The 23,677-nt window shown below is 64.3% G+C and carries 16 protein-coding genes; 10 read left to right on the top strand and 6 right to left on the bottom strand.

What is annotated here, in order from left to right:
- Positions 1 to 100 precede the first annotated feature (100 nt).
- The 3 genes from FVF58_RS14460 to FVF58_RS14450 all read right to left on the bottom strand — a co-directional run bounded on the left by FVF58_RS14460 (position 101) and on the right by FVF58_RS14450 (position 3,956).
- Entirely contained in the window at positions 101 to 2,779 is a 2,679-nt protein-coding gene (locus FVF58_RS14460; protein ID WP_149670592.1) for a heavy metal translocating P-type ATPase, read from the bottom strand.
- A gap of 143 nt (positions 2,780 to 2,922) precedes the next feature.
- Positions 2,923 to 3,639 (bottom strand): FMN-binding negative transcriptional regulator, encoded by a 717-nt coding sequence (locus FVF58_RS14455; RefSeq protein ID WP_149670591.1) that lies wholly within the window; start codon positions 3,637 to 3,639, stop codon positions 2,923 to 2,925.
- A 38-nt stretch (positions 3,640 to 3,677) separates the two neighbouring features.
- Complete coding sequence (locus FVF58_RS14450) at positions 3,678 to 3,956, bottom strand: hypothetical protein (protein ID WP_149670590.1); 279 nt, start codon at positions 3,954 to 3,956, stop codon at positions 3,678 to 3,680.
- Positions 3,957 to 3,984: 28 nt separating this feature from the next.
- Here FVF58_RS14450 and FVF58_RS14445 point away from each other — a divergent pair, with 28 nt between their 5' ends.
- Positions 3,985 to 5,412 (top strand): DUF1254 domain-containing protein, encoded by a 1,428-nt coding sequence (locus FVF58_RS14445; RefSeq protein ID WP_149670589.1) that lies wholly within the window; start codon positions 3,985 to 3,987, stop codon positions 5,410 to 5,412.
- Between the two features lie 268 nt (positions 5,413 to 5,680).
- On the top strand, positions 5,681 to 9,463 hold the full coding sequence (locus tag FVF58_RS14440; RefSeq protein ID WP_149670588.1) for a DUF748 domain-containing protein: 3,783 nt from the start codon (positions 5,681 to 5,683) through the stop codon (positions 9,461 to 9,463).
- A gap of 3 nt (positions 9,464 to 9,466) precedes the next feature.
- Here the strand turns inward: FVF58_RS14440 and pdxR are convergent, their stop codons facing one another.
- Positions 9,467 to 11,014, bottom strand: a complete 1,548-nt coding sequence (gene pdxR / locus FVF58_RS14435; protein ID WP_149670587.1) for a MocR-like pyridoxine biosynthesis transcription factor PdxR — start codon at positions 11,012 to 11,014, stop codon at positions 9,467 to 9,469.
- Positions 11,015 to 11,297: 283 nt separating this feature from the next.
- Here pdxR and FVF58_RS14430 point away from each other — a divergent pair, with 283 nt between their 5' ends.
- The 8 genes from FVF58_RS14430 (at position 11,298) to FVF58_RS14395 (ending at position 19,348) form a co-directional block, all read left to right on the top strand.
- Positions 11,298 to 12,395 carry an ABC transporter ATP-binding protein gene (locus FVF58_RS14430; RefSeq protein ID WP_149670586.1) on the top strand — a complete coding sequence of 366 codons (1,098 nt, stop codon included), beginning with the start codon at positions 11,298 to 11,300 and terminating at the stop codon, positions 12,393 to 12,395.
- A gap of 109 nt (positions 12,396 to 12,504) precedes the next feature.
- A complete protein-coding gene (locus tag FVF58_RS14425) occupies positions 12,505 to 13,554 on the top strand; it encodes an ABC transporter substrate-binding protein (protein ID WP_149670585.1) in 1,050 nt (349 codons plus the stop codon).
- Positions 13,555 to 13,865: 311 nt separating this feature from the next.
- Positions 13,866 to 15,134, top strand: a complete 1,269-nt coding sequence (locus FVF58_RS14420; protein ID WP_188130823.1) for an ABC transporter permease — start codon at positions 13,866 to 13,868, stop codon at positions 15,132 to 15,134.
- A gap of 15 nt (positions 15,135 to 15,149) precedes the next feature.
- Positions 15,150 to 15,989 (top strand): ABC transporter permease, encoded by an 840-nt coding sequence (locus FVF58_RS14415; protein WP_149670583.1) that lies wholly within the window; start codon positions 15,150 to 15,152, stop codon positions 15,987 to 15,989.
- Positions 15,990 to 16,155: 166 nt separating this feature from the next.
- Positions 16,156 to 17,235 carry an OmpA family protein gene (locus FVF58_RS14410; RefSeq protein ID WP_149670582.1) on the top strand — a complete coding sequence of 360 codons (1,080 nt, stop codon included), beginning with the start codon at positions 16,156 to 16,158 and terminating at the stop codon, positions 17,233 to 17,235.
- A gap of 95 nt (positions 17,236 to 17,330) precedes the next feature.
- On the top strand, positions 17,331 to 17,966 hold the full coding sequence (locus FVF58_RS14405; RefSeq protein WP_149670581.1) for a response regulator transcription factor: 636 nt from the start codon (positions 17,331 to 17,333) through the stop codon (positions 17,964 to 17,966).
- Positions 17,967 to 17,978: 12 nt separating this feature from the next.
- Positions 17,979 to 18,395 carry a hypothetical protein gene (locus FVF58_RS14400; protein WP_149670580.1) on the top strand — a complete coding sequence of 139 codons (417 nt, stop codon included), beginning with the start codon at positions 17,979 to 17,981 and terminating at the stop codon, positions 18,393 to 18,395.
- Positions 18,392 to 19,348 carry a hypothetical protein gene (locus FVF58_RS14395; protein ID WP_149670579.1) on the top strand — a complete coding sequence of 319 codons (957 nt, stop codon included), beginning with the start codon at positions 18,392 to 18,394 and terminating at the stop codon, positions 19,346 to 19,348. The genes FVF58_RS14400 and FVF58_RS14395 overlap by 4 nt, the downstream gene beginning before the upstream one ends.
- A gap of 105 nt (positions 19,349 to 19,453) precedes the next feature.
- On the opposite strand, the gene acnA is transcribed toward FVF58_RS14395, so the two are convergent.
- Positions 19,454 to 22,171: an aconitate hydratase AcnA gene (acnA, locus tag FVF58_RS14390; RefSeq protein WP_149670578.1), complete on the bottom strand. Its 2,718-nt coding sequence runs from the start codon at positions 22,169 to 22,171 to the stop codon at positions 19,454 to 19,456.
- Positions 22,172 to 22,212: 41 nt separating this feature from the next.
- Entirely contained in the window at positions 22,213 to 23,664 is a 1,452-nt protein-coding gene (locus FVF58_RS14385; protein WP_149670577.1) for a bifunctional 2-methylcitrate dehydratase/aconitate hydratase, read from the bottom strand.
- Between the last annotated feature and the right edge of the window lie 13 nt (positions 23,665 to 23,677).

Genomic DNA, 23,677 nt, shown 5'->3' with positions numbered 1-23,677 from the left:
CACTGAAAGTAGTTCGTAATTGGACGTGGCGCTTTCAACGCTTAACGCGGCGCGATGCGGGCTTGCTTGACGCTCGGGTCTTTTGATGCCCGAAGCGCCCTTAACGCTGCGAGCGCTCCGACGCGCCGCTCCACGTGCGCAGCAGCAGCGCATTGGTCACGACGCTGACGCTCGAAAACGCCATCGCCGCACCCGCGAGCATCGGATTCAGCAAACCGAAAGCGGCCAGCGGAATCCCGATCAGGTTGTAGACGAACGCCCAGAAAAGGTTCTGCTGGATCTTGCGCCAGGTCTTGCGCGAGATGTCGATGGCATCGGCCACGAGCGCCGGATCGCCGCGCATCAGCGTGATGCCCGCCGCGTGCATCGCGACGTCGGTGCCGGTCGCCATCGCGATGCCGATGTCGGCGGCGGCGAGCGCGGGGGCGTCGTTGATGCCGTCGCCCGCCATCGCGACGATGCCCGCGCGGCGGATTTTCAGATCTCGGATCACGCGGGCCTTGTCGTCGGGCAGCACTTCGGCGTGGAATTCGTCGATGCCGAGCGCCTTCGCGACGCCCGCCGCGCTGCCGCGGTTGTCGCCGGTAATGAGCACGCTCTGGATGCCCATCCGCGCCAGCCGCTCGATGGCGGCGCGTGCGGTTGGTTTGACGGTGTCGCCGAAAGCGATCAGTGCGAGCGCCTGCGACGCCTGCGGACCGCGCTGCATCAACCACGAGACGGTGTTGCCCGCGGCTTCGAGTTCGTGAGCGCGCTCGGCCAGCGCGGGCGGCAGATCGATGCCGAGTTCGTTGAGCCAGCGCGTGCTGCCGAGCGCAAGCGTGCGGCCCTCGACGTCCGCTTCGACACCACGTCCGGCGACCGCTCGGGCGGCCGTGGCTCGAGGCGCGTGTGGATGAGCGAGTGCGGTCGCGCCGCTGTCATGCATGGATGACATGTCGGTGACGATCGCTGTGGTTTCCGCTGTCAGTGACGCGTGCGTTGCCGCCGCCGTCACCCCGCCTGCCGCAACCGGCTGCGCTGCTTCATACGCGTGCACCACCGCGCGCGCCAGCGGGTGATCGCTGTGCCGCTGCACCGCGGCGGCCAGCGCCAGCGCGTCGTCGCGACCCATCGCGCCGACCGGCTCGAACGCCGTCACCGACGGCTGGCCGAGCGTGAGCGTGCCGGTCTTGTCGAACGCGACGATCGCCACCCGATGCGCGGTTTCCAGCGCCTCGGCGTCCTTGATCAGCACGCCGTGCCGCGCCGCGACGCCGGTGCCGGCCATGATCGCCGCCGGCGTCGCCAGCCCGAGCGCGCACGGGCAGGCGATCACCAGCACGGCAACCGCGTTCAGGATCGCGGTCTCGCCCCCTGCTCCGGCGATCAGCCAGCCGATCAGCGTCAGCGCGGCGATCGCCAGAATCGCCGGCACGAAGATTTCGCTGACCCGGTCGACCAGCCGCTGGATCGGCGCCTTCTCCGCCTGGGCGCTTTCGACAAGCCGAATGATCCGCGCGAGCGTCGTTTCGGCGCCGATCGCGGTGGTCGTCACGGTAATCGCGCCTTCGCCGTTGATCGAGCCGGCAGTGACCGCATCGGCGGGCTGTTTCGGCACCGGCAGACTTTCACCGGTGATCAGCGATTCGTCGATATGCGTGCGGCCTTCGAGCACTGCGCCGTCGACCGGCACCCGTTCGCCCGGACGCACGATCACCACCGTGCCGACCCGCACTTGCGCGAGCGGCACCTCGCGCTCGCCGCCGCCGTCGGCGCGAATGCGCGCGCGCTCGGGGCGCAGCGCGTTCAGTGCGCGGATCGCGTCCGTAGTCTGGCGCTTGGCGCGCGCTTCGAGCCACTTGCCGAAGCGCACCAGCGTAATCACGACCGCGGATGCTTCGAAGTACAGATGCATCGTGTCGCCCGGATGCATTGCGAGTTCGTAGAGGCTGATGCCGTAAGCCGCCGACGTGCCGAGCGCCACCAGCAGGTCCATGTTGCCTGCGCCGGCCCGCACGGCGCGGTAAGCCGCGCGATAGAAGCGCGCGCCGAACACGAACTGCACGCCCGACGCGAGCGCGAATTGCAGCCATGGCGGCAGCATCGCGTGCATGCCGAACCATTCGCCGACCATCGGCGCAACGAGCGGCAGCGTCAGCGCTGCGCAAACGAGTACGGCTGCCAGTTCGCGGCGCGACTCGTTGCGTTTGCGGTCCGCAGCGCTCGGGGCGGTGGCGGCGGTCGCGGTGGTGACGTGGCCGGCTGCGTCGGCGGCCACCGCTGTGTCTGGCGGTGCGATCGAGGTCGCGTCGTAGCCGGCTTTCTTGACAGCGGCGATCAGCGCATCCGCACCGGAAGTCGCGTCGTTCAGATCGACGCTGGCGGTTTCGGTCGCCAGATTCACCGATACGCGCGTGACGCCCGGCACTTTGGCGAGCGCCTTTTCGACGCGCAGCGCGCACGATGCGCAGGTCATTCCGCCGATCGCCAGTTCCGTCGTGCGCGCGGCTTGAACCGGCGCGGCATCGGCGGGGGCGGATGGCGTGGCTTCATAGCCCGCCTTGCGCACGGCGGCTGTGAGCGTTTCGGGCTCGACGGAGGAGTCGCTTTCGACGCGCGCACGCTCCGTGGCGAGATTCACCGACGCACGCGTGACGCCCGGCACTTTGGCCAGCGCCTTTTCAACACGCAGCGCGCACGACGCGCAAGTCATCCCGCCAATCTCGAGTTCGGCGAGTCGGGCGGGGGCGGGAGAGGCGGCGGCGTCGGCGCGCCGCGGATCAGCAAGGTCGGGCATGGTGGGTAAGGCTCTTGGCGGCATTGGGCCGCATCGCGAATCCAGTATCGACCTTCCCATCGCTGGAAGGTCAAGAACGGAAGATGCGGTGACGATCCATCACGCGACGCGGGCCGCCGACCCGGCGTCGCGAACGCATTCGTTCAGAAAGCCGGCGGCGCGTCCAGCATGGCCTGGCCGACTGCCTGCTGCTGTTCGCCCGCGCGCGCCAGCAGCGTGTCGGCCGCGCCGCGACGGTCGGCGGCGTCCTTGTTCTGGCCGAGCTTCCATTTGCCGACCAGCCGCGTCACTTCGATCTCGATGCCGACGATCGCGCCGAGCATCTGCGTGATGAAATCGGCGGGTGCGTCGCCCATCTTCCAGGGCACCGGCTCGCCGGCTTCCATCCTGCGGGTGAGCCGCGCGACGAGGCCGCGCACGAACGACTCGTCGTCGCGCACGACGATCCGGCCGTGCGCGTGCACCACCATGTAGTTGTAGGTCGGCACCTGCCGATGTGTTTCATGCTTGCTCGGATACCACGTCGGCGATATGTAGGCGGCCGGCCCCTGGAAGATCACGAGGGCGTCGGGATGCAGGGCGGCTTCCTTCCAGACCGGGTTCGCGCGGGCGACATGGGCGCGCAGGATGCAGCGGGTGCGGAGTGTTGCGTCGGCCCCTACGGGGACAGCCTGCGCGTCGCCGCCTTCGCGGTCCGGCTGTGCGTCGCTCACTTCGGGGACTAGCTGCGCGTCGAATGGCAAATGATTCGCGTCGAGCCCATTCGGGCCGATCGTAATCAACGCGCCGAACGGATGCTCGACGATCAGGCGATGGAGAACCTCTGGACGGTTCTCTTCGAAAGGGACGGGCATATACATTGACGCGCTCCGGATGCGAAAGGCGAAAGGGCGAAAAGTTAAAAGGCCAAAAGAGCAAAAGGACGCAACGGCGTCGACGAGTCGGCAAACCTGGCCCGCGCCACGCGAGCCCCAGCACGAATGTGTTTAAAAATGTCGACCGTACCGCAAATAGACCCCGTGCGTGCGCGATAAAGCGTCATCGCATCCTTTGCGCTTGCCTGGTGAGCAAGGATACGATACAACCCGAAGTTGTCGGCATCGCGAACCGCGGACTGGCTGCGCTGGGCTTTGGGAGGCCACGCATGCAGGCATCGCTGCGCGTCGGCATCTCCCATAGGACCGCACGTTCCGCCACCCGAACGAATGATAAAAAATCGCCGAAAACCGCTTTCGATTCACTGGACCTGCGGATCGCTCGCAGGCCTCGCATTTCTGGCCGGTTGCGCGTCGATCCCGTCCGCGACGCCAAAGACCACCGGCTGGATCAAGGATGAAGTCGCCGATTCTTACGTATTCGGTTATCCGCTGGTGCTGATGGGCGTCGCGCGCGACGCGGCGGTCGGCACCGAGCCGGGCCAGGCGCCCCTCAACACGTTGCGTCACGCGCAGGCATTGCCGCCGATCGGCGCTGCCAATCCCCCGCAGCCGGGCGTCGACACGCTCGATTCGACCGGCTGGCTCGACCTCGGCAGCGAGCCGGTGATCGTCGCGTTGCCGGATTCGCACGGCCGCTATGTCGATGCCCGCGTGCTCGATATGTGGACCAACGTGGTGTGGTCGACCAGCTCGCAGTTCGCGGCCGGCGCGAAGGGCATCAAGGCGCAAGCCATCGCGTTCGTCGGCCCGGGCTGGCAAGGCGATTTGCCCAAGGGCGTGAAGCGCGTGGACGTGCCGACCCGCAATGCATGGGTGAGCGTGCGCGTCCAGTCGAGCGGCGCGCGCGACCTCGCGGCGATCCGCAAGTTGCAGCGCGCGATTCGCGTCGAGCCGCTGAGCGTCTACACGAGCGACACGGGCGACACGGGCGCGGCGCCGGGTGCGCCGCCGCGCGGCAACGCCGCCAATACCGCGACGGGCACCAACGGCACGCCGGCCGCGCAAGTTGCCGCGCTCGACGCGAAGGGCTTCTTCAGCCGTCTCGCGGACGCGTTGCCTGACAATCCGCCGACGCCAGCCGACCCGCACGCGCTGACCATTCTCTCCGACCTCGGTGTGATGCCCGGCGAGCCGGTGAAGCTGCCGAGCGCGTCCGCCGCCATCGCGGCGGGTCTCGCCGACGGTCATGAGCGCGTCGCCACCGCGCCCCCGAATTTGCTGACCGGCAATGGCTGGAGCTGGTTCGGCGACGGCGTGGGCAACTACGGTCCCGACTACGCGCTACGCTCGTATGCCGCGAGTGCGCAGCTGGGCATGGGCACGCGGGACGACGAAGTGCGCGCGGTCGTCACGCAGGACAGCGACGGCCATCCGCTGAACGGCGCCAATCGCTACGTGATCCACTTCGCGCCGAACCAGTTGCCGCCGGTGCGCGGCTTCTGGTCGATCACCGCCTACACCAGGGACGGCGCATTGGGCGAAAGCGCGCCGTCGCGTCTCGCAGTCGGCGACCGCAATGGCGCGCACCGCAATCGCGACGGCTCGCTCGATGTGATCGTGTCGTCCACGCGCGCGCGCAACGGCAACTGGTTGCCGGCGCCGCGCACCGATCTGCAACTGGTGTTGCGTCTCTACGCACCGAAGCCGCAAGCCACCGACGGCAGCTGGCAACCGCCGGCCGTCGTGCGTCAATGAAATGTGTCAATGAAATGTGCCGGCCAATGCGTGGCGGTGCATTGCGCGTCAGTGAGATGACAGCCACGCGCGCATGACGTATCGAATGTCGCATTTCCGCGCGTGCCGCTGCGACGGAAATGCGCAGGAAATGCGGCGCTATCGCGCGGCCCGAATTCTTAAGCGCAGCTGACATTCCTATCCGCCACCACGTTCACGACTTATACTGCCGCTTTACGGGATTTTCGTTTTCGCGGCGGGCTTGCCGCCGCATTACCCAATACCGAGCATGGCAAGCCTTAATAGAGCATCACTCGTTTCTTCCATGCAGACCGTGCGCGAGGTGGCGCAGTCACGCCGTACCCGGCGTGTCCTGATAGGTCTGCTGATCTTTCTCCTTCTGTTCGGTCTGCTGGGTTTTTTCGCGGCACCGCCGCTGATTCGTCACGTCGCCGAGCAACAGCTCAGCAAGCAACTCGACCGCCCCGCCACGATTGGCCGCATTGCGCTCAATCCCTATACGCTCAGATTCGAAGCCGACAACGTGCATATCGGCGAGCGCGGCGGCGCGGGCGATTTCATCGACATCTCGCGGCTTATCGTCAAGCCGTCATGGAGTTCGCTGTTTCGCGGCGCGCCGATCGTCGACGAAGTGCAACTCGACTCGCCGCGCTTTCATATCGTTCGCTACGACGCGCAGCGCTTCAACTTCACCGACCTGATCGAGAAGTTCGCGAAGCAGCCGGCCAAGCCCGAAAGCAAGCCGACGCTGTTCTCCGTGTCGAACATTCGTCTCGAGAACGGCCAGATCACGTTCGACGACAAACTGCTCGGCGCGACTCACGTGATCGATCAATGGAAGCTCGGCATCCCGTTCATCGCCACGCTGCCTTCGAAAACCGATATCTTCGTCGAGCCGTTGCTGCGGGCACGCATCGACGGCAGCCCGCTTGCAATCGACGGCAGGACCAAGCCGTTCGCGGCGTCGCGCGAATCGGAAGTGTCGTTGCGTTTCGACGGGCTCGATGTGCCGCGCCTGATGTCGTATGCGCCGGCCAAACTGCCGGTGATCGTGCAATCCGGCAAGCTGTCCGCCGATCTCAAGCTCAACTTCGTGATGTCCAACGACGCGCCTACGCTGCGCGTGGCGGGCACCGTCGACATGAACGAGGTGGACGTGCGTGATCAGGGCAAGGCGCCGTTCTTCGCGGCGCGCGCGGTGCACGTGGACGCCGCGATGCTGGAGCCTCTGAAGAGCCTCTATCGCTTCGACGAGATTCGCATCGACGCACCGAACGCCAGCCTCGCGCGTGACAAGGACGGTGTACTGAGCGTCGAGCGGATGTTCGCACCGGCGCCTGCCGCAGGGGGCGCGGCGGCTGCTGCGGCAAAACCGGCGGCGAGCACACCGGCCGCTGCATCCGGCGCGAAGGCGAACGCCAACGCTAACGAAAAAGCCGCGGCGCCTCTAGACGTATCGATCAAACGCTTTGTGCTCAACGACGGCACGGTCAACGTGCACGACGCCGCGGCTTCGCGCCCAGTCGATGTCGGCCTGCAAAAACTCGCGGTGACGCTGAACGATTTTTCGACGCTCGCCAGCGCGCCCGCGCACTACACGCTGAACACCGACTTCAAGGACGGCGGCGGTTCGCTCGGCGTCGACGGCCAGGTGGGTCTCGCCGCGAAGACGGCCAGCGCGAAGCTCGATCTGAAGTCGTTGAAGCTGCCGCTATTGCAGCCTTATCTCGACACCGCGACCGCCGCGCAAGTGACGGACGGCGCGCTGTCCGTGACGACGAACATCGACGCGAACTGGGCGAAGTCGCCGGTGGCCGTGATGGTCGCCGATACCCAACTGGACCTGCAATCGCTGAAGCTGGCCGCGCGCGGCGACAAGCAGCCGGTGATTTCGCTCGCGCAAGGCAACGTGGTGGTCAAGCAGGTGGACGTGACCGCCCGCACGGCGGATGTCACTAGCGTCGCCACGACCGGCCTGGCAGTCGACGCGCAGCGCCTGAAGGACGGCAGCATCAACTTCGCGTCGCTCGCGGGTCCGCACGAAGCCGCGCAGCAGCGCACCGCGATTCACGCGGCCAAAAAGGCCCACGCCGAAGGGCCCGCCTGGCACTACACGATCGGCGAGTTGACGCTGAAGGACGCGACCGCCAATTTCACCGACAACACCACGCCGCAGCCGGTGAAGCTGAGCATCACGCCGCTGCAACTGAAGGTGCAGCAGATCAGCGACGACTTGAGCCGTCCGCTGCCGGTCGATCTGCAAGCCACGCTGAACAAGAAGGGCACGCTCGGCGTGAAGGGCGACGTCACCGCGACGCCGCTCAAGCTGGCCGTCAAGGTGAACGCGAACCGCCTCGACGCGGCGGCCTTCGAACCGTACTTCGGCAGCAAGCTGAATGCGGTGATCGCGAGCGCGCTGCTCAATGCGAACGGCGATCTCGCGGTGACTCAGGCAAAGACGTTGAAGGCGAGCTATCACGGCGACATGGCGCTCGTCGACGTGCGGATGCTCGACAAGGCGACCTCGGACCCGTTCGCGGGCTGGGGCTCGCTCGCGTTGTCCAACCTGAAGGCCGACTACGATGAGCACGGCACGGCGGTAGACGCGGGCCGCGTGACCTTCACGAAGTTCTATGGCCGCGTGCTGCTCGACGCGCAAGGCAAGCTCAATCTGAAGGACGTGGTCGCGCATGAAAGCGGCGCCGCGCAATCGCTCACGCGCGACAAGAGCGGCGCCGAGCCGGTGCCGTTGACGCCGCCTGCGGCATCGGCGGCGGCCGAGGCGTCCGCGCCCGCGCAAGCTTCTTCGGCGACGCCCGCCGCGCCCGCCACCGTTACGGCCGCCACGCCGCCGCAAAGCCCGGTCAAGCTGCACTTCGGCCAACTGGTGCTGCAACAGGGCCGCGTCACGTACACGGACAACTTCATCAAGCCGAACTTCACCGCGAACCTGGTCGGCATTCAGGGCACGGTCGGCGCGTTCGGCACGCAATCGACCACCTCTGCGCCGGTCGACGTCGCCGCGAAGCTGGCAGCCAACGGTCCGCTGTCGATTCGCGGCACCGTCAATCCGCTGATCGCGAAACCGGCGCTCGATCTGACCGCGAGCGCGCACGATATCGAGCTGACCAACCTCACGCCGTATTCGTCGAAATACGCCGGCTATCCGATCACCAAGGGCAAGCTGAACGTCGACCTGCACTACAAGCTCGACAACGATCAGTTGAACGCAGACAACCACCTGTTCATCGACCAGCTCACGTTCGGCGACCACATCGACAACGATACGGCGACCAAGCTGCCGGTGCGTCTCGCGATTTCGCTGCTGAAAAACTCGCGCGGCGAGATCGACGTGAATCTGCCGGTGTCGGGTTCGCTGTCGAATCCCGAGTTCAGCGTCGGCGGCCTGATCTGGCATGCAGTGCTCAATCTGCTGCAAAAGGCGGTGACCGCACCGTTCTCGCTGATCGCTCACGCGTTCGGCGGCGGTGGCGAGGAGTTGGGCTATGTCGAGTTCGAACCGGGCTCGGCCAAGCTCACAGACGCCGATACCACGAAGCTCGACACGATCGTCAAGGCACTCGCCGACAAGCCGTCGATCCGGATGGATCTGATCGGCCGCGTCGATCCGGCAGTCGACGAACCGGCGTTGCGCACCCGCTATGTCGACCGGCTCGTGAAGCAGCAGAAGATCAAGGACGTGGTGGGCAACGGCGAGAGCGTCGATCTGTCGACCGTGACCGTCGATGCCAAGGATTACGACAAATATCTGACGAAGGCCTATAAGTCCGCGGACTTCAAGAAGCCACGCAACTTCGTCGGCCTGACCAAGAGCTTGCCGGACGACGACATGAAGAGCGCGCTCGCCGCCAACGCGCCGATAGACGACGCCAGTTTGCGCGAACTCGCACAACAGCGCGCACAGAGCGTGCAGCAGTATCTGGACGGCAAGATCGACAGCAGCCGCGTGTTTATCGTCGCGCCGAAGCTGAACGCCGACGGCATCCAGGACAAGGGCGCGACCACGCGTGTGGACTTCGGCCTGAAGTAAAGTTCAGGCCGCGCGAGTCGGCGCCTTCAGCGCGGTTTGCTCGATCACGCGCGCGAGCGTGTCGAACGCGGGACCGATCCTGTCGTTCGCCACGCACGCATAGCCGAGCAGCAGTCCGCGCCGCGGCGGCGGGTCGATGCTGTAGTAGCTCGCGAGCGGCCGCACGATCACGCCGGCATCGTAGGCGGCGGCCGTCACCGCGCGATCGTTCGCGTAATCGGGCAGGCCGAGCACCAGATGCAGGCCGGCTTCGTCGCCCATCACCGGCAGTTCGCTGCCGAAGCGCGCGGTGATCGCGTCGATCAGAATCTGCCTGCGTTCTCCATAGAGCGCCCGCATGCGCCGAACGTGCGACGTGAGATGCCCGTCCATGATGAAGTCCGTCATCACCGCCTGCTGCATCAGTTGCCCCTCGCGGTACAGCTCCGCGACGCCGGTGCGAAATGTATCCACCAGATGTTCCGGCGCGATCATGTAGCCGATCCGCAATCCGGGAAACAGCATCTTGCCGAGGCTGCCCACGTAGATCACCTGGCCTGCGTCGTCGAGTCCCTGCAGCGACGCGAGCGGACGGCTGCCGTAGCGGAACTCGCTGTCGTAGTCGTCCTCGATGATCCACACGTTGTGCTGACGCGCATATTCCAGCAGCGTGCGGCGGCGCGCGAGGCTCATCACCATGCCGAGCGGATATTGATGCGACGGCGTGACGAGCGCGAGACGCGGCGGCTGTTGCAGATCCTGCTCGCGCGGATTCAGGCCTTCGTCGTCGACCGGCACCGGCACCAGCGTCACCCCCGACGATTGCAGCACGCTGCGCGCGCCCCAATAGCACGGCTCCTCGACCCACGCGCGATCGCCGACATCGGTCAATAGACGCACCGCGAGGTCGATCGACTGATGGATGCCCGTGGTGATGATGATCTGGTCCGGCGTGCAATTCACCGAGCGCGCGACGCGCAGATAGTCCGACAACGCTCGCCGCAAGGGCCGGTAACCGCCGCCGGGCGCGTAGGTGAGCAGATCGGGATTGGCTTCTTTCCACAGCCGCGCTTGCAGGCGGCTCCACGTGCGCGCCGGAAATTCGGCGACATCGGGCACGCCCGGCATGAACGCGCCCCACTGTTTGGCGGACACGCCGGCCTTGTCGATCAGGCGTCGCCCGCGAGCGGACAGGTCGCCCAGGCCGCGTTTGGACGCCCTGGGGATTTCCCCAGTCACCTGGCCTCGCGCGTCGACACACGCCACCGCCGGTTTCCTGCGCGCGTTCACCGCGGCGGTGTCCGGCCGCGTGTCGGCGACATACGTGCCGCTGCCGGTGTTCGACATCACATAACCCTCGGCGGTCAACTGGTCGTAGACGTGCAGCACCGTATTGCGCGCAATGCCGAGGTCCGCGGCAAGCGTGCGTGAGCTGGGCAACTTGGTGCCCGGCGGCAGTTGGCCGGTCAGGATGGCCTGCTGCATCAGCCGCAACGTCTGCCGGTACAGCGGTTCGGCGGCGCTGCGGTCGAGTTGCGCGGCGAGCCAGTCCGACAAGATCACAGTGTCCAAGTGGTTCTATCCGGAATAATGAAATGGTTCCATATTGTAGAACCGTAACGGTCTATAGTGAGCCACGCAATGGATGCAATCCCGCTGCCTGGCAGTGGGGGGGTGCCGGACCGCAACAATGATTTTGCATGGGACCGGAGTAAGTGCTGAAGCGCTAACTCCAGTCGACCGCTTTGCATGGGATCGGAGTAAGTGCTGAAGCATGGGACCGGAGTAGGCGCTAAAGCGCCAACTCCGGATCGACACGCTAAAGCGCTAACTCCGATCGACAGGAGACGAGGGCATGAAAACCGATGACGTGATCGTCAGCTTTCGAGGCGTTCGCAAGACCTACGACGGCGAAACGCTGGTCGTCAAACAGCTCGATCTGGATATCTATCAGGGCGAATTCCTGACGCTGCTCGGGCCATCCGGCTCAGGCAAGACCACCTGCCTGATGATGCTGGCGGGCTTCGAATTTCCCACCGGCGGCGAGATCTGGCTCGACGGCACGCTGCTCAATACCGTGCCGCCGCACAAGCGCAACATCGGCATGGTGTTTCAGAACTACGCGCTGTTCCCGCATCTGACGGTCGAGCAGAACGTCGCGTATCCGTTGACGGTGCGCAAGCTTTCGGCCGAAGAGCGCGCGCATCGCACCAGCAACGCGCTGAAAATGGTGCGCATGGAAAGCTTCGCGAAGCGCTATCCGGCGCAGCTGTCCGGCGGCCAGCAGCAGCGCATCGCGCTCGCGCGGGCACTGGTGTTCGAACCGAAGCTCGTGCTGATGGACGAGCCGCTCGGCGCGCTGGACAAACAGCTGCGCGAACACATGCAGTACGAACTTAAATCATTGCACGAGAAACTCGGCGTCACGTTCGTGTACGTCACGCACGATCAGGGCGAGGCGCTCACCATGTCCGACCGCGTCGCCGTGTTCGACAAAGGCATCGTGCAGCAGCTCGATACCGTCGACAGGCTGTACGAATCGCCGTGCAACGAGTTCGTCGCGAACTTCATCGGTGACAGCAACAAGCTGCGCGGCACGATCGCGAATGTCGAAGGCGAGTATTGCGAGTTTCACCTGAGCGACGGCACGCGTTTGACGGGGCGCAATATCGGCGGCGCGCGGGCGGGCTCGCCGGCGATCGCCTGCATCCGACCCGAGCGCATGAAGCTCGCGAACGGTGCGAGGCGGCCCGGCGCCAACGCGCTCAGCGGTGAAGCGCGCGGGCTGATCTATTTCGGCGACCACGTGCGCATGCGCTGCGGCGTGCGGGAGCAGGACGAGTGCTTCGTCAAGGTGCCGCTCGGCACCGACGCGCTCAATACCTTCGCGCCCGGCGCGCCGGTCGCGCTGGAGTTCGCGCCCGAGCATCTGCGGGTGTTCGCGGGAGCATGAATGCGCCGAAAACGCGTAGCGGTTCGACGCAGGCAGGGTAAGTCAGCAGCACATAACAAGTCGCACTGTACTCAGCTTGATGTACACCACCAAAGGAGAGCAACACACCATGAACAAGATCGGGAAATCGCGCTGCGCCATCGCTGTCGGTGCTGTCGCGCTCGCGCTGGGCGTCGCGCAGGTCAATGCAGCCGAACTGACGGTCGTCAACTTCGGCGGCGCGAATAGCGACGCGCAGAAGGCCGCGTTCAACCAGCCGTTCGAGTCGCAAACCGGCAACAAGGTGACGGTCGTCGAATACAACGGCGAACAGGCCAAAGTAAAGGCGATGGTCGAAGCCAAGCATGTGAACTGGGATGTGGTGGAAGTCGAGTCGGGCGATCTCGGCCGCGGCTGCGATGAAGGGCTGTACGAGAAGCTCGACTGGTCGAAGATCGGCAAGAAGTCGGATCTGATTCCCGAGGCTCCGCAAACTTGTGGCGTCGGGTTCTTCGTGTGGTCGACGGCGCTCGCGTATAACGCCGACAAACTGAAAACCGCGCCGAGCGGCTGGGTCGATTTCTGGGACGTGAAGAAATTCCCCGGCAAGCGTGCGATGCGCAAGGGTGCGCGCTACAACCTCGAATTCGCGCTGATGGCCGATGGCGTGCCGCCCAAGGATGTCTACAAGGTGCTCGCCACCAAGGAAGGCCAGGACCGCGCGTTCAAGAAGCTCGACGAGCTGAAGCCGAACATCCAGTGGTGGGAAGCGGGCGCGCAGCCGCCGCAGTTTCTCGTCGCGGGCGACGTGGTGATGTCCACTGCGTACAACGGCCGGATCGATGCGGCGCGGCGGGAAGGGAAGAACCTCAAGGTGGTGTGGAACGGCAGCATCTACGACCTCGACTACTGGGCGATTCCGAAGGGCTCGCCGAACAAGGCGCTGGCCGAGAAGTACATCGCTTATTCGTTGTCGCCGAAGCCGCAGCAGGATTACGCGCATCACATCGCCTATGGTCCGGTGAATGAGGCGGCGATCAAGGCGCTCGATGCGAAGACGCTCGCGGATCTGCCGAATTCGCCGGCCAATGGTAAGAACGCGGTGCTGCAGAATCTGACGTTCTGGACCGATCATGGCGATGAGCTGGAGCAGCGGTTTTCGTCGTGGGCTTCGAAGTAAGTGGGTGGGGGCGCGGCTTTGCGGTTGGCGGGGCCGCGCTTTAGCGATGCAAGGAGACGCGCGCGCAGGTGGGAAGGTGGGCGCGCACTTGTGATGCATGGGGCTGGAGTTAGCGCTGAAGCGCTAACTCCGGTTGAGAGCTTTGCATGGGACCGGAGTAAGTGCTGAAGCATGGGACCGGAGTAGGCGCTAAAGCGCCAACTCCGGATCGACACGCTAAAGCGCCAACTCCGGTCGACAGCTTTGCATGGGACCGGAGTAAGGCGCTAAAGCGCCAACTCCGGTCGACAAAGGAGACAGGTGTGACCACGATGACGATCGCCGCCGACTCGACGCCTGATTCAACCGGCCGGCTCAAGCGCGAACTGAAGGCCGCGGAATCCAGAAAGCGCGCAATGGCGCTGCTGCTGATCGCACCGCTCGCGATTTTCCTGCTGCTGATCTTCGTCGTGCCGATCGGCGCACTGCTGACCCGCGCCGCACAGAATCCCGAAGTCGCCAACGCGTTGCCGCATACGCTCAGCGCATTGAGCGGCTGGGACCGCAAAACGCCGCCGCCGGATGCCGCGTTCGCCGCGCTCGCCACCGACCTCACCGCGGTCGCCGACAGCGACGGCTTGGGCGCGCTCGCGCGGCGCCTGAACGTGGAAATTCCGGGCTATCGCTCGCTGGTCGCGAAGTCCGCGCACGCAATGCCGTTCGTCGACGACAACAGCAAGCCCCTGCAACTGACGCCCGCCCAGGTGCGCGCGAAGTTCGTCGAAGTGGACGACCGCTGGAACGACATCGCGTACTGGCAGGCCATTGCGAAAAACGCCGGCACGTTTTCGCCGTTCTATCTGCTGGCTTCACTGGATCACAAGCAGGACGCGTTCGGCCGCATCATTCCGACCGATCCCGATCAGCAGATTTATCTGAAGGTGTTCAGCCGCACGTTCGTGATCGGCGCGGTCGTGACCTTGTTCACGCTGCTGCTCGGCTATCCGCTCGCGTACTGGATCTCGACGCTGTCTGAGCGTCGCGCGAATCTGGTGATGATTCTCGTGCTGATTCCGTTCTGGACGTCGATCCTCGTGCGCGTGGCCGCGTGGATCGTGATTCTGCAAAGCGAAGGCCTGGTGAACAAGGCGCTGATCGCGAGCGGCCTGCTGCACGATCCGCTTGCGCTGCTGTTCAACCGCACCGGCGTGTACATTTCGATGACGCACATTCTGCTGCCGTTCATGATCCTGCCGCTGTATAGCGTGATGAAGTCGATTCCGCCCACCTATCAGCGCGCCGCAGTGTCGCTCGGCAGCCATCCGTTCGCCGCGTTCTGGCGTGTGTACGTGCCGCAAACCTATCCGGGCATCGGCGCGGGCGCGCTGCTGGTGTTTATTCTGGCGATCGGCTACTACATCACGCCCGCGTTGCTCGGCGGACCGAACGATCAGATGGTCAGCTACTACGTCGCGTACTTCACCAACGTGACCATCAACTGGGGCATGGCGTGCGCGCTCGGCGGCTTGCTGCTGGCCGCGACGCTCGTGCTGTACGTGATCTATGGACGCTTCACGCGTTCGTCATTGAGCCTCGGCTGAACGGAGCGCACTGCGATGAAACTTGCCAAGCCCCTGTTCGCACCGCATACGTCGCTGGTCGAGCGCGTATGGTATTTCGCGCTGCGCGTGCTCGTCGTGCTGACGCTGCTGTACCTGATCCTGCCCGTGCTGGCGATCGTGCCGCTGTCGTTTTCGTCGAGCACGTTTCTGGTGTATCCGATTCCGGGCTGGTCGCTGCGCTGGTATCAGAACCTGATCGCGTCCGACGAGTGGCGCATGGCCGCGAAGAACAGCTTCATCGTCGCGCCATCGGCGACGGTGGTCGCGACCGTGCTCGGCACGCTGGCGGCGATCGGGCTGACCAAGGCCAACTTCCGCGGCAAAGGCCTGTTGATGGCGATCCTGATCTCGCCGATGATCGTGCCGGTGGTGGTGGTCGGCGTCGGCATGTATCTGTTCTTCGCGCCGCTGGGACTCGCCAATACCTACATTGGCCTGATCCTCGCGCATGCGTCGCTCGGCGTGCCGTTCGTCGTGACGACGGTGGCCGCCACGTTGCAGGGTTTCAACTACAACCTGGTGCGCGCGAGCCTGTCGCTAGGTGCGAATCCGGTCAAGACGTTTTTCCGCATCACGTTACCGGTGATCGCGCCGGGCGTGATTTCGGGCGCACTGTTCGCGTTCGCGACTTCATTCGACGAAGTGGTGGTGACGCTGTTTCTCGCGGGCGCGGATCAAACCACGCTGCCGCGGCAAATGTTTACCGGCATCCGCGAGAACATCAGCCCGACCATCGCCGCGCTGGCCACGATCCTGATCATTTTCTCGACCTCTCTATTGCTCGCGCTCGAATGGCTGCGCGGACGCAATGCGGCACGGGCGGTCAGGGTTTGAGCGGCGTCGGAGCGGGGTCCAGGCGGGGATGACAGCCGGTTCCCGTCCGGCGTCGTAACCGGCAAACTCGCTGACGCGATTCTAAGAATGTTCCCATTCCCCGCGGGTTCGCGGGTCTGCATACTCTGAGCCTTCTTTAGAAAGATGCGCTCGACGCACCCAGCTCATGAAATTCCAGCTAACGGCGCTTGCGTGCGCGTTGGCCTTAAGCGGTTGCGCGGACCATGCCGCGCGTGAGCGGCTCGGCATTGAAGATGCGAGCGTGCTGAAAACCGGCCTCGGTGCCCTTCAAAACGAGGCGGCGGGCGCGGTCAATCCGCAATGGGTCAACACCTACGCATCGATCAAGGGCAGCCGCGCCACGCTGGACTCGTTACAGGCGCAGCTCGATCAAACGCCGGGCGAGCAAGCCGACTACTTCCACGCGAAGGCCCAATGCTGGATCAATGCCGCTCGTCAGGCGCGCGACGCGCACGACGACTGGGGTTTCGTCGAAGAGGCGATCGGCCAGGCGGCCTACATCACGATGAACCTCGCGCGCGGCACATCCCTCTCCGCAGTCAATCCCGCGCTACGCACCGTGTCGATGGTGCGCCCCGATCTGTGGAAGATCATCAACACAATCAAGGCCGACTCCGCGGTGGTCCACTGTGAGCCGGCGCAAGCGCCGCTCGCGTGCGCCGAAGTCGCGCTGATGCAAGCCGGGCACGACGCGTGGATACGCAGCTTTTCCAACGCCGAGAAGCGCTTGCCGGAAGTGCGGGAGGGCCTGCGCAAGTCGGCGCAAGCCGCGCTGCAATGTAAAGAGGCGCAGCAGAGCGCGTCGTCCCAGGCTACGCCAACACCGCAAGCAATCACGCTGCGAGCCGATTCCCTGTTCCGCTTCGACGGCGCCGACGCCGCAGCGATACTGCCCGGCGGCAAACACCGGCTCGATGCACTGGCAGTCGATCTGAAGAAGCAGCCCGCCACACACACGCTAAAGATCACCGGCTACACCGACCGCCTCGGCGACGACGCCTACAACCTGCGTCTGTCGTCGTCGCGGGCGCGGACCGTCGAGCGGTATCTGCGAACACGTGGTGTGACACAACCGGTCATTGCGCAGGGTCAGGGCAGTGCGAATCAGCAGGTCAACTGTCGTCAGGCGAATCGCGACGAGTTAATACGGTGCCTTGCGCCGAACCGGCGGGTGGTCATCGAGCTTGCAGACGAAGCCTCGTCGGACCGCTCTGCCGACAATTAAATTGAGCAGGCGCGCCGCGACGCTCGACACAACTTCAAACCGCGCGATGACAAGAGCCAATGCGGCGGGGAATGGTTTCAAGGGGGAGGCACAACATGTCAACTATTCTGGTTATCGATGACCACCCGGCATTCCGGATGGTCATCAAGATGCAGCTCATGCAATTGCTGGGTGTCGAGGAAGTCATCGAGGCCGACAACGGACAGACCGCCGTCGAAATGGCCCGGCAACACACGCCGAGTCTGGCGATACTGGATCTCGACATTCCGCGTATCAGCGGGCTCGACGTGATTCCACGGCTCAAGCTCGTGCATCCGGCGATCCGCGTGCTGGTGCTGTCAGGGCACGACCCCGCCACGTTCGCGCCGCGCGCGATGCGCTCCGGCGTCCACGGTTTTGTCGGCAAGTCGCAGGAAATGAAAGAGATCATGCGGGGCGTGGAGGCCGTCCTCGCCGGCTATACCGTGTTCCCGGTGACGGCCACCGGCGGCATGGTGCCTACGGTCAACGCCGCGGCAGATGAAGCGGAGCGGGTGAGACTGCTGTCCGACAAGGAACTGGTGATCCTGCAGATGCTCTCGAAAGGCATGTCGAACAAGGCGATTGGCAATGCGCTGTTCGTCAGCGACAAGACCGTGAGCACCTACAAAAGCCGTATTCAGGAAAAGCTCGGGCTTTCGTCGTTGGCGGCGCTGATCGAGTTTGCTTCGCTGCATAAGCTGATCGATTAAATTTTGCGGGCTATGAACGATATGGGCCTGCAGTCTCTTCACATTGCTGTGGATGTTTTCGACACGCGCACCGACCCCACCCACCCCGAACCCTTCGAACAAAGCTATCTAGACGCACTATCCGGAGAAGGCATCGACCTTCCCGCGTTCCTGACCGGCTGGCGCCGTGCGATGGACGACGACCTATACGCGTTGGCTAGCGCATTGCATTGCCAGCGTGATCCGATCCATGTGCGTGGCCTGCTGCACCGATTGAGCGGCGCGGTCGGGCTCGTCGGCGGGCTTGGTTTGATGGAGGCGCTGCGCCGCGCGAGTGTTTCCCCACTGGACCATGACACCGGCTTGATCGAGGCATTGATCGACCGCGCCAGGAACCTGGTCAAGCAACTCGAAACGACACCTGTCGCACATCGGGATACCCAGCCATGAATCGACCGCTGGCCTTGATTCAAGGCAATCTGGCGCTCCCGAATGCGCGGTCGCTGCGTGGTTTGCCGCCGCCTTACGGCGTGTACCGCTGGCCGCCGGGCAACGCGGCGCAACGTCGGCCGCAGTCGGCGGTGGTCACCGCGGCGCATCAGGTGATCCGGGACGTTGCGCGGCGCAACTCGCTCGAGGAGCGTCGCATTCCGTTTGCGCCGGGACAAAACCCCCGCTTCTTCTACAAGCTGCCGAAGCCATTCGACAATTCCTCCTGTTTCGATGCGCAGATGGCCGAATCCAGGCACTACCTCGAGATGGGGATGACGCGCTGGTACTCATCCCGTGCCGATCGAATGCTGGGGGGAATGATCTTTTTGGCTGGCAGCATTGCGCTCGCATGGCTGTTGACGGCAACGGCAACGGCAACGGCGACGCGCGACGCCGATAAGACGGCCACGATGGCGATCGCGCAGCCGTCTGCGGCGATGCCGGGCGCGACGCAGCCGTCCGTTGAAGTCGCGCTGAAGCCAGCGCGGAGCGCGCGCGTAGCGGCGGCCGCGACGCCAAAGTCCGCGCTCCGAAGCGAGTCCAAACCGTGGCTGCAAGCGCTGCTCCCGGGCAAGCCTCACGCCAACAGCAAATCGACATCCACGCGTCCACGCGAATCACAGTTCGACGAACATCGCGCAGCAACCCACGCGATTCGCCCGGCCATACGTTCTGTCGCCTCCATGCAACCCGAATGGCCCCAGCACTCATCGCCTGACGCCGACGCCATCGCCCAGCCCGCATGGCTCGACTGGACCATCGCGCAGCAGCAGCACCGCCGCGCGAGCGTCACCACGCGGGCAAACACAAGCGCGCCCGCACCAAATGACACCGACTGGAACGCCCACATGACGCAGCGCCGGATCACCGACAACCCATCCGTCTTTGCCGCGCCCAGCGCTCAAAACTGAGCGACAAAAAAAAGCCCGACCAAAGGTCGGGCTTCAAAATCGGCTGCGCCCTCCACAGGACGCAGCCCCTGCAAAACAGCCAAGCCGTTTGCTTTACCGCCGAGCTTAAGCGGCCAGCAGCGAACGCAGCACGAACGGCAGAATCCCGCCGTGCTTGTAGTAGTCGACTTCGATCGGCGTGTCGATACGCAGCAGCACTTGCACGCGCTTCTCGCTGCCGTCCTTGCCGCGAATCACCAGCGTCACTTCCTGTTGCGGCTTGAAGTCCTCGCCCAGGCCTTCGATGTCGTACGTCTCTTCGCCGGTGATGCCGAGCGACTGCACGCTATCCGAGCCCTTGAACTGCAGCGGCAGAACGCCCATGCCGACCAGGTTCGAACGGTGGATCCGCTCGAAGCTGCGTGCGACCACGGCCTTCACGCCCAGCAGTTGCGTGCCCTTCGCAGCCCAGTCACGCGACGAACCCGTGCCGTACTCTTCGCCCGCGAACACGACCGTCGGCGTGCCGGCGTCGATGTACTTCATCGCTGCGTCATAGATCGACTGCTGTTCGCCGCTCGGCTGGTGAATCGTCAGGCCGCCTTCGACGCGCGAGCCGTCTGCCTTCGCCGGGATCATCAGGTTCTTGATCCGGACGTTCGCGAACGTGCCGCGCATCATCACGTCGTGGTTGCCGCGGCGCGAGCCGTAGCTGTTGAAGTCGGCCTTCTGCACGCCGTTTTCCTTCAGCCACTTGCCTGCCGGCGAGTCTTCCTTGATCGAGCCTGCCGGGCTGATGTGGTCGGTCGTGACCGAGTCACCGAAGATGCCCAGTGCGCGCGCGTTCTTGACCGGTGCGATGCTGTCGGCCGGCGTCATCGAGAAGTCGCTGCCGAAGAACGGCGGCTCGGCGATGTAGGTCGACTTCGGCCAGTCGTACACCTGACCTTCTTCGCCTTCGATCTTGCTCCACAGGTCGCCCTTCTTGGTGAGCTGCGCGTAGTTCTTGCGGAACGCTTCCGCGTCCAGTGCGAACTTGAGCAGGTCGTTGACTTCTTCGCTGGTCGGCCAGATGTCGCCCAGGTAGATGTCCTTGCCGCCCTTGCCCTTGCCGACCGGTTCGGTCATCAGGTCGCGCGTGATGTTGCCGGCGATCGCGTAAGCGACGACCAGCGGCGGCGAGGCCAGGAAGTTCGCGCGGATGTTCGGGTGAATACGCGCTTCGAAGTTACGGTTGCCCGACAGCACCGCTGCCGCGACGATGTCGTTCTTCGTGATCGCTTCGTTCAGTTCCGGCGTCAGGTCGCCGGCGTTGCCGATACAGGTCGTGCAACCGTAAGCGGCCAGCGTGAAGCCGAGCTTGTCGAGGTACTTCAGCAGGTCGGTCTTGGTCAGGTATTCGGTGACGATGCGCGATCCCGGAGCCAGCGAAGTCTTGATGTGCGGAGCGACCGTCAGGCCGGCTTCGACAGCCTTCTTCGCCAGCAGGCCAGCAGCCAGCAGCACGCTCGGGTTCGACGTGTTCGTGCACGACGTGATCGCGGCGATCAGCACGTCGCCGTTCTTCACGTCCACGCCGTTGCTCGTTGTGTATTGCGCATCCAGATCGGCTGCCTTCTTCGCAAAGCCATTCTCTGCGACCGGCTTCGAGAACAGGTCGCTGAAGGTCGACTTCACATTGCCGATTTCGATACGGTCTTGCGGACGCTTCGGACCGGCCAGCGACGGAGCGACCGTGCCCAGATCGAGCGTGACGACCTTCGTGTAGTCGATGTCGCCTTCTTTCGGAACGCCGAACAGGTCCTGCGCCTTGAAGTAGTTCTGGAACGCGGAGATTTCCGCGTCGGTGCGGCCCGTGCCCTTGAAGTAGTCGATGGTCTTTTCGTCGACCGGGAAGAAGCCCATCGTTGCGCCGTATTCCGGCGCCATATTGCCGATCGTCGCGCGGTCCGGCAGCGACAGCGAACGCGTGCCTTCGCCGAAGAACTCGACGAACTTGCCGACGACCTTTTCCTTGCGCAGCAGTTCGGTGATGGTCAGCACCAGGTCGGTGGCCGTCACGCCTTCGCGCAGCTTGCCCTTCAGGTTCACGCCGACCACGTCCGGCGTCAGGAAGTACACCGGCTGGCCGAGCATGCCGGCTTCAGCTTCGATGCCGCCCACGCCCCAGCCCACCACGCCGATGCCGTTGATCATCGTGGTATGGCTGTCGGTGCCGACCAGCGTATCCGGGTAGTACACCGTGTCCGCGCCGTCAGCCTTCTTGTGCACGCCGCGTGCGAGGTATTCCAGGTTCACCTGGTGAACGATACCGACGCCCGGCGGCACGACCTTGAACGTGTCGAATGCCTGCATGCCCCACTTCATGAACTGGTAGCGCTCGTTGTTGCGCTGGAATTCCAGTTTCATGTTCAGGTCGAGCGCGTTCTTTTCACGGAAGTGATCGATCTGCACCGAGTGGTCGACGACCAGATCGACCGGGACCAGCGGCTCGATAGACTTCGGGTTCTTGCCCGCGCGTTGCGCGACACCGCGCATTGCAGCGATGTCGGCGAGCAGCGGCACGCCGGTGAAGTCCTGCAGCACGACGCGCGCCACGACGAACGGAATCTCGTCGACGCGGGCGGCGGTCGGCTTCCAGTTCGCCAGTTGCGTGATGTGTTCTTCGGCGACTTTCTTGCCGTCGTAGTTACGCAGCACCGATTCCAGCACGAGACGGATCGAAACCGGCAGGCGGTCGATCTTGATGTTCAGCGCCTTGCCGAGTTGCGGCAGCGAGTAGAACTTGCCTTTGCCGGAACCGCTGTCGAATTCCTTGAGCGTTTTGTGGAGGTTGTGGGCCATGGTGTTTTCCTTGGTTTGATCGCGGAACTACAGTACTTGAACTAGATGACGTAGAGATCGACGTATTCATTGACCGGCATGGCTTCGAGCCTTGCCTGATCGAGCGACACGTCGAGAATCGCCAGTTGTTGCTTGACCGGAAAGCGCCGCGCGAGGTTGGTCCTGAACTTCTCGACCAGCAACGGAATCCCGTCCTCGCGACGGCGCTTATGACCGATCGGGTATTCGACTACGACTTCATCGAACTTCGATCCATCGTTGAATTCGATCGTCAGTGCATTGGCGATCGACCGCTTCTCCGGATCGTGGTAATCCTTGGTGAACTGCGCGTCTTCGACACATTCCATCTTTGCGCGCAGCACATCGATACGCGCGTCCTGCGCAATCGAATCTTCGTAATCCGCTGCCGTCAGGCGGCCATGGATCAGCGGCACGGCGATCATGTACTGGATGCAATGATCGCGGTCGGCTGGATTGTTCAGCGGGCCTTTCTTGTCGATGATGCGGATCGCGGCTTCGTGGGTGCGGATTGTGATCCTGCGGATGTCGTCCACGCGCTTGCCCGCCGCGTTCAATTGCGCATGCAGCGCGAGCGCGGCTTCCACGGCGGTTTGCGCGTGGAACTCGGCCGGAAACGAGATTTTGAACAGCACGTTCTCCATCACGTACGAGCCATACGGACGCTGAAATCTGAACGCGTTGCCCTTGAACAGCACGTCGTAGAAGCCCCACGTCTTCGCGCTCAGCACCGACGGATAGCCCATCTCGCCGGTCTTCGAAATCAGCGCGAGGCGCACGGCGCGCGAGGTCGCATCGCCCGCGGCCCACGACTTGCGCGAACCGGTGTTCGGCGCGTGGCGATAAGTGCGCAGCGCGTGCCCGTCGACGAACGCCTGCGACACCGCATTGATCAGTTCGTCGCGCGTGAGGCCGATCAGCTGGCCGGCCACGGCCGTCGACGCCAGTTTCACCAGCAATACATGATCGAGCCCGACCTTGTTGAAGGAGTTTTCGAGCGCGATACAGCCTTGAATTTCGTGCGCCTTGATCATTGCGATCAACACGTCTTTCATCGTCAGCGGCGCTTTGCCTGCTGCGATGGCACTGCGCGAGAGCCAGTCGGCTGTCGCCAGAATTGCGCCGAGGTTATCCGACGGATGACCCCATTCGGCGGCGAGCCACGTGTCGTTGAAGTCGAGCCAGCGGACCATCGCGCCGATGTTGAAGGCGGCCTGAACGGGGTCCAGCTGGAACGACGTGCCCGGCACCTTCGCGCCGTTGGGGACGATCGTGCCCTGCACGATTGGTCCCATCAGCTTGGTGCAGGCCGGGTAGGTGAGCGCCTCGAGTCCACAACCGAGCGTATCGATCAGGCAGTGACGCGCGGTTTCCAGCGCGAGCGTACTGTCGATCTGACAATCCAGAACGTAGTCGACGAGATCGACGAGGACGGAGTCCGGGTCGGGTCGCACGTTGGAAATCGGAGCGGACATCGGGGAGCTTTCC

Source organism: Paraburkholderia panacisoli, assembly GCF_008369935.1.
Lineage (GTDB): Bacteria > Pseudomonadota > Gammaproteobacteria > Burkholderiales > Burkholderiaceae > Paraburkholderia > Paraburkholderia panacisoli.
Note: the sequence above shows the minus strand (reverse complement) of the source record. Positions and strands in the feature narration are given on the sequence as shown.

What these genes read in the sequence shown, in the direction of transcription:
- FVF58_RS14460 (WP_149670592.1), bottom strand. Translation starts at nt 2,779, where the DNA reads ATGCCCGACCTTGCTGATCCGCGGCGCGCCGACGCCGCCGCCTCTCCC.
- FVF58_RS14455 (WP_149670591.1), bottom strand. Translation starts at nt 3,639, where the DNA reads ATGTATATGCCCGTCCCTTTCGAAGAGAACCGTCCAGAGGTTCTCCAT.
- FVF58_RS14450 (WP_149670590.1), bottom strand. Translation starts at nt 3,956, where the DNA reads ATGGGAGATGCCGACGCGCAGCGATGCCTGCATGCGTGGCCTCCCAAA.
- FVF58_RS14445 (WP_149670589.1), top strand. Translation starts at nt 3,985, where the DNA reads ATGATAAAAAATCGCCGAAAACCGCTTTCGATTCACTGGACCTGCGGA.
- FVF58_RS14440 (WP_149670588.1), top strand. Translation starts at nt 5,681, where the DNA reads ATGGCAAGCCTTAATAGAGCATCACTCGTTTCTTCCATGCAGACCGTG.
- FVF58_RS14430 (WP_149670586.1), top strand. Translation starts at nt 11,298, where the DNA reads ATGAAAACCGATGACGTGATCGTCAGCTTTCGAGGCGTTCGCAAGACC.
- FVF58_RS14425 (WP_149670585.1), top strand. Translation starts at nt 12,505, where the DNA reads ATGAACAAGATCGGGAAATCGCGCTGCGCCATCGCTGTCGGTGCTGTC.
- FVF58_RS14420 (WP_188130823.1), top strand. Translation starts at nt 13,866, where the DNA reads ATGACGATCGCCGCCGACTCGACGCCTGATTCAACCGGCCGGCTCAAG.
- FVF58_RS14415 (WP_149670583.1), top strand. Translation starts at nt 15,150, where the DNA reads ATGAAACTTGCCAAGCCCCTGTTCGCACCGCATACGTCGCTGGTCGAG.
- FVF58_RS14410 (WP_149670582.1), top strand. Translation starts at nt 16,156, where the DNA reads ATGAAATTCCAGCTAACGGCGCTTGCGTGCGCGTTGGCCTTAAGCGGT.
- FVF58_RS14405 (WP_149670581.1), top strand. Translation starts at nt 17,331, where the DNA reads ATGTCAACTATTCTGGTTATCGATGACCACCCGGCATTCCGGATGGTC.
- FVF58_RS14400 (WP_149670580.1), top strand. Translation starts at nt 17,979, where the DNA reads ATGAACGATATGGGCCTGCAGTCTCTTCACATTGCTGTGGATGTTTTC.
- FVF58_RS14395 (WP_149670579.1), top strand. Translation starts at nt 18,392, where the DNA reads ATGAATCGACCGCTGGCCTTGATTCAAGGCAATCTGGCGCTCCCGAAT.
- acnA (WP_149670578.1), bottom strand. Translation starts at nt 22,171, where the DNA reads ATGGCCCACAACCTCCACAAAACGCTCAAGGAATTCGACAGCGGTTCC.
- FVF58_RS14385 (WP_149670577.1), bottom strand. Translation starts at nt 23,664, where the DNA reads ATGTCCGCTCCGATTTCCAACGTGCGACCCGACCCGGACTCCGTCCTC.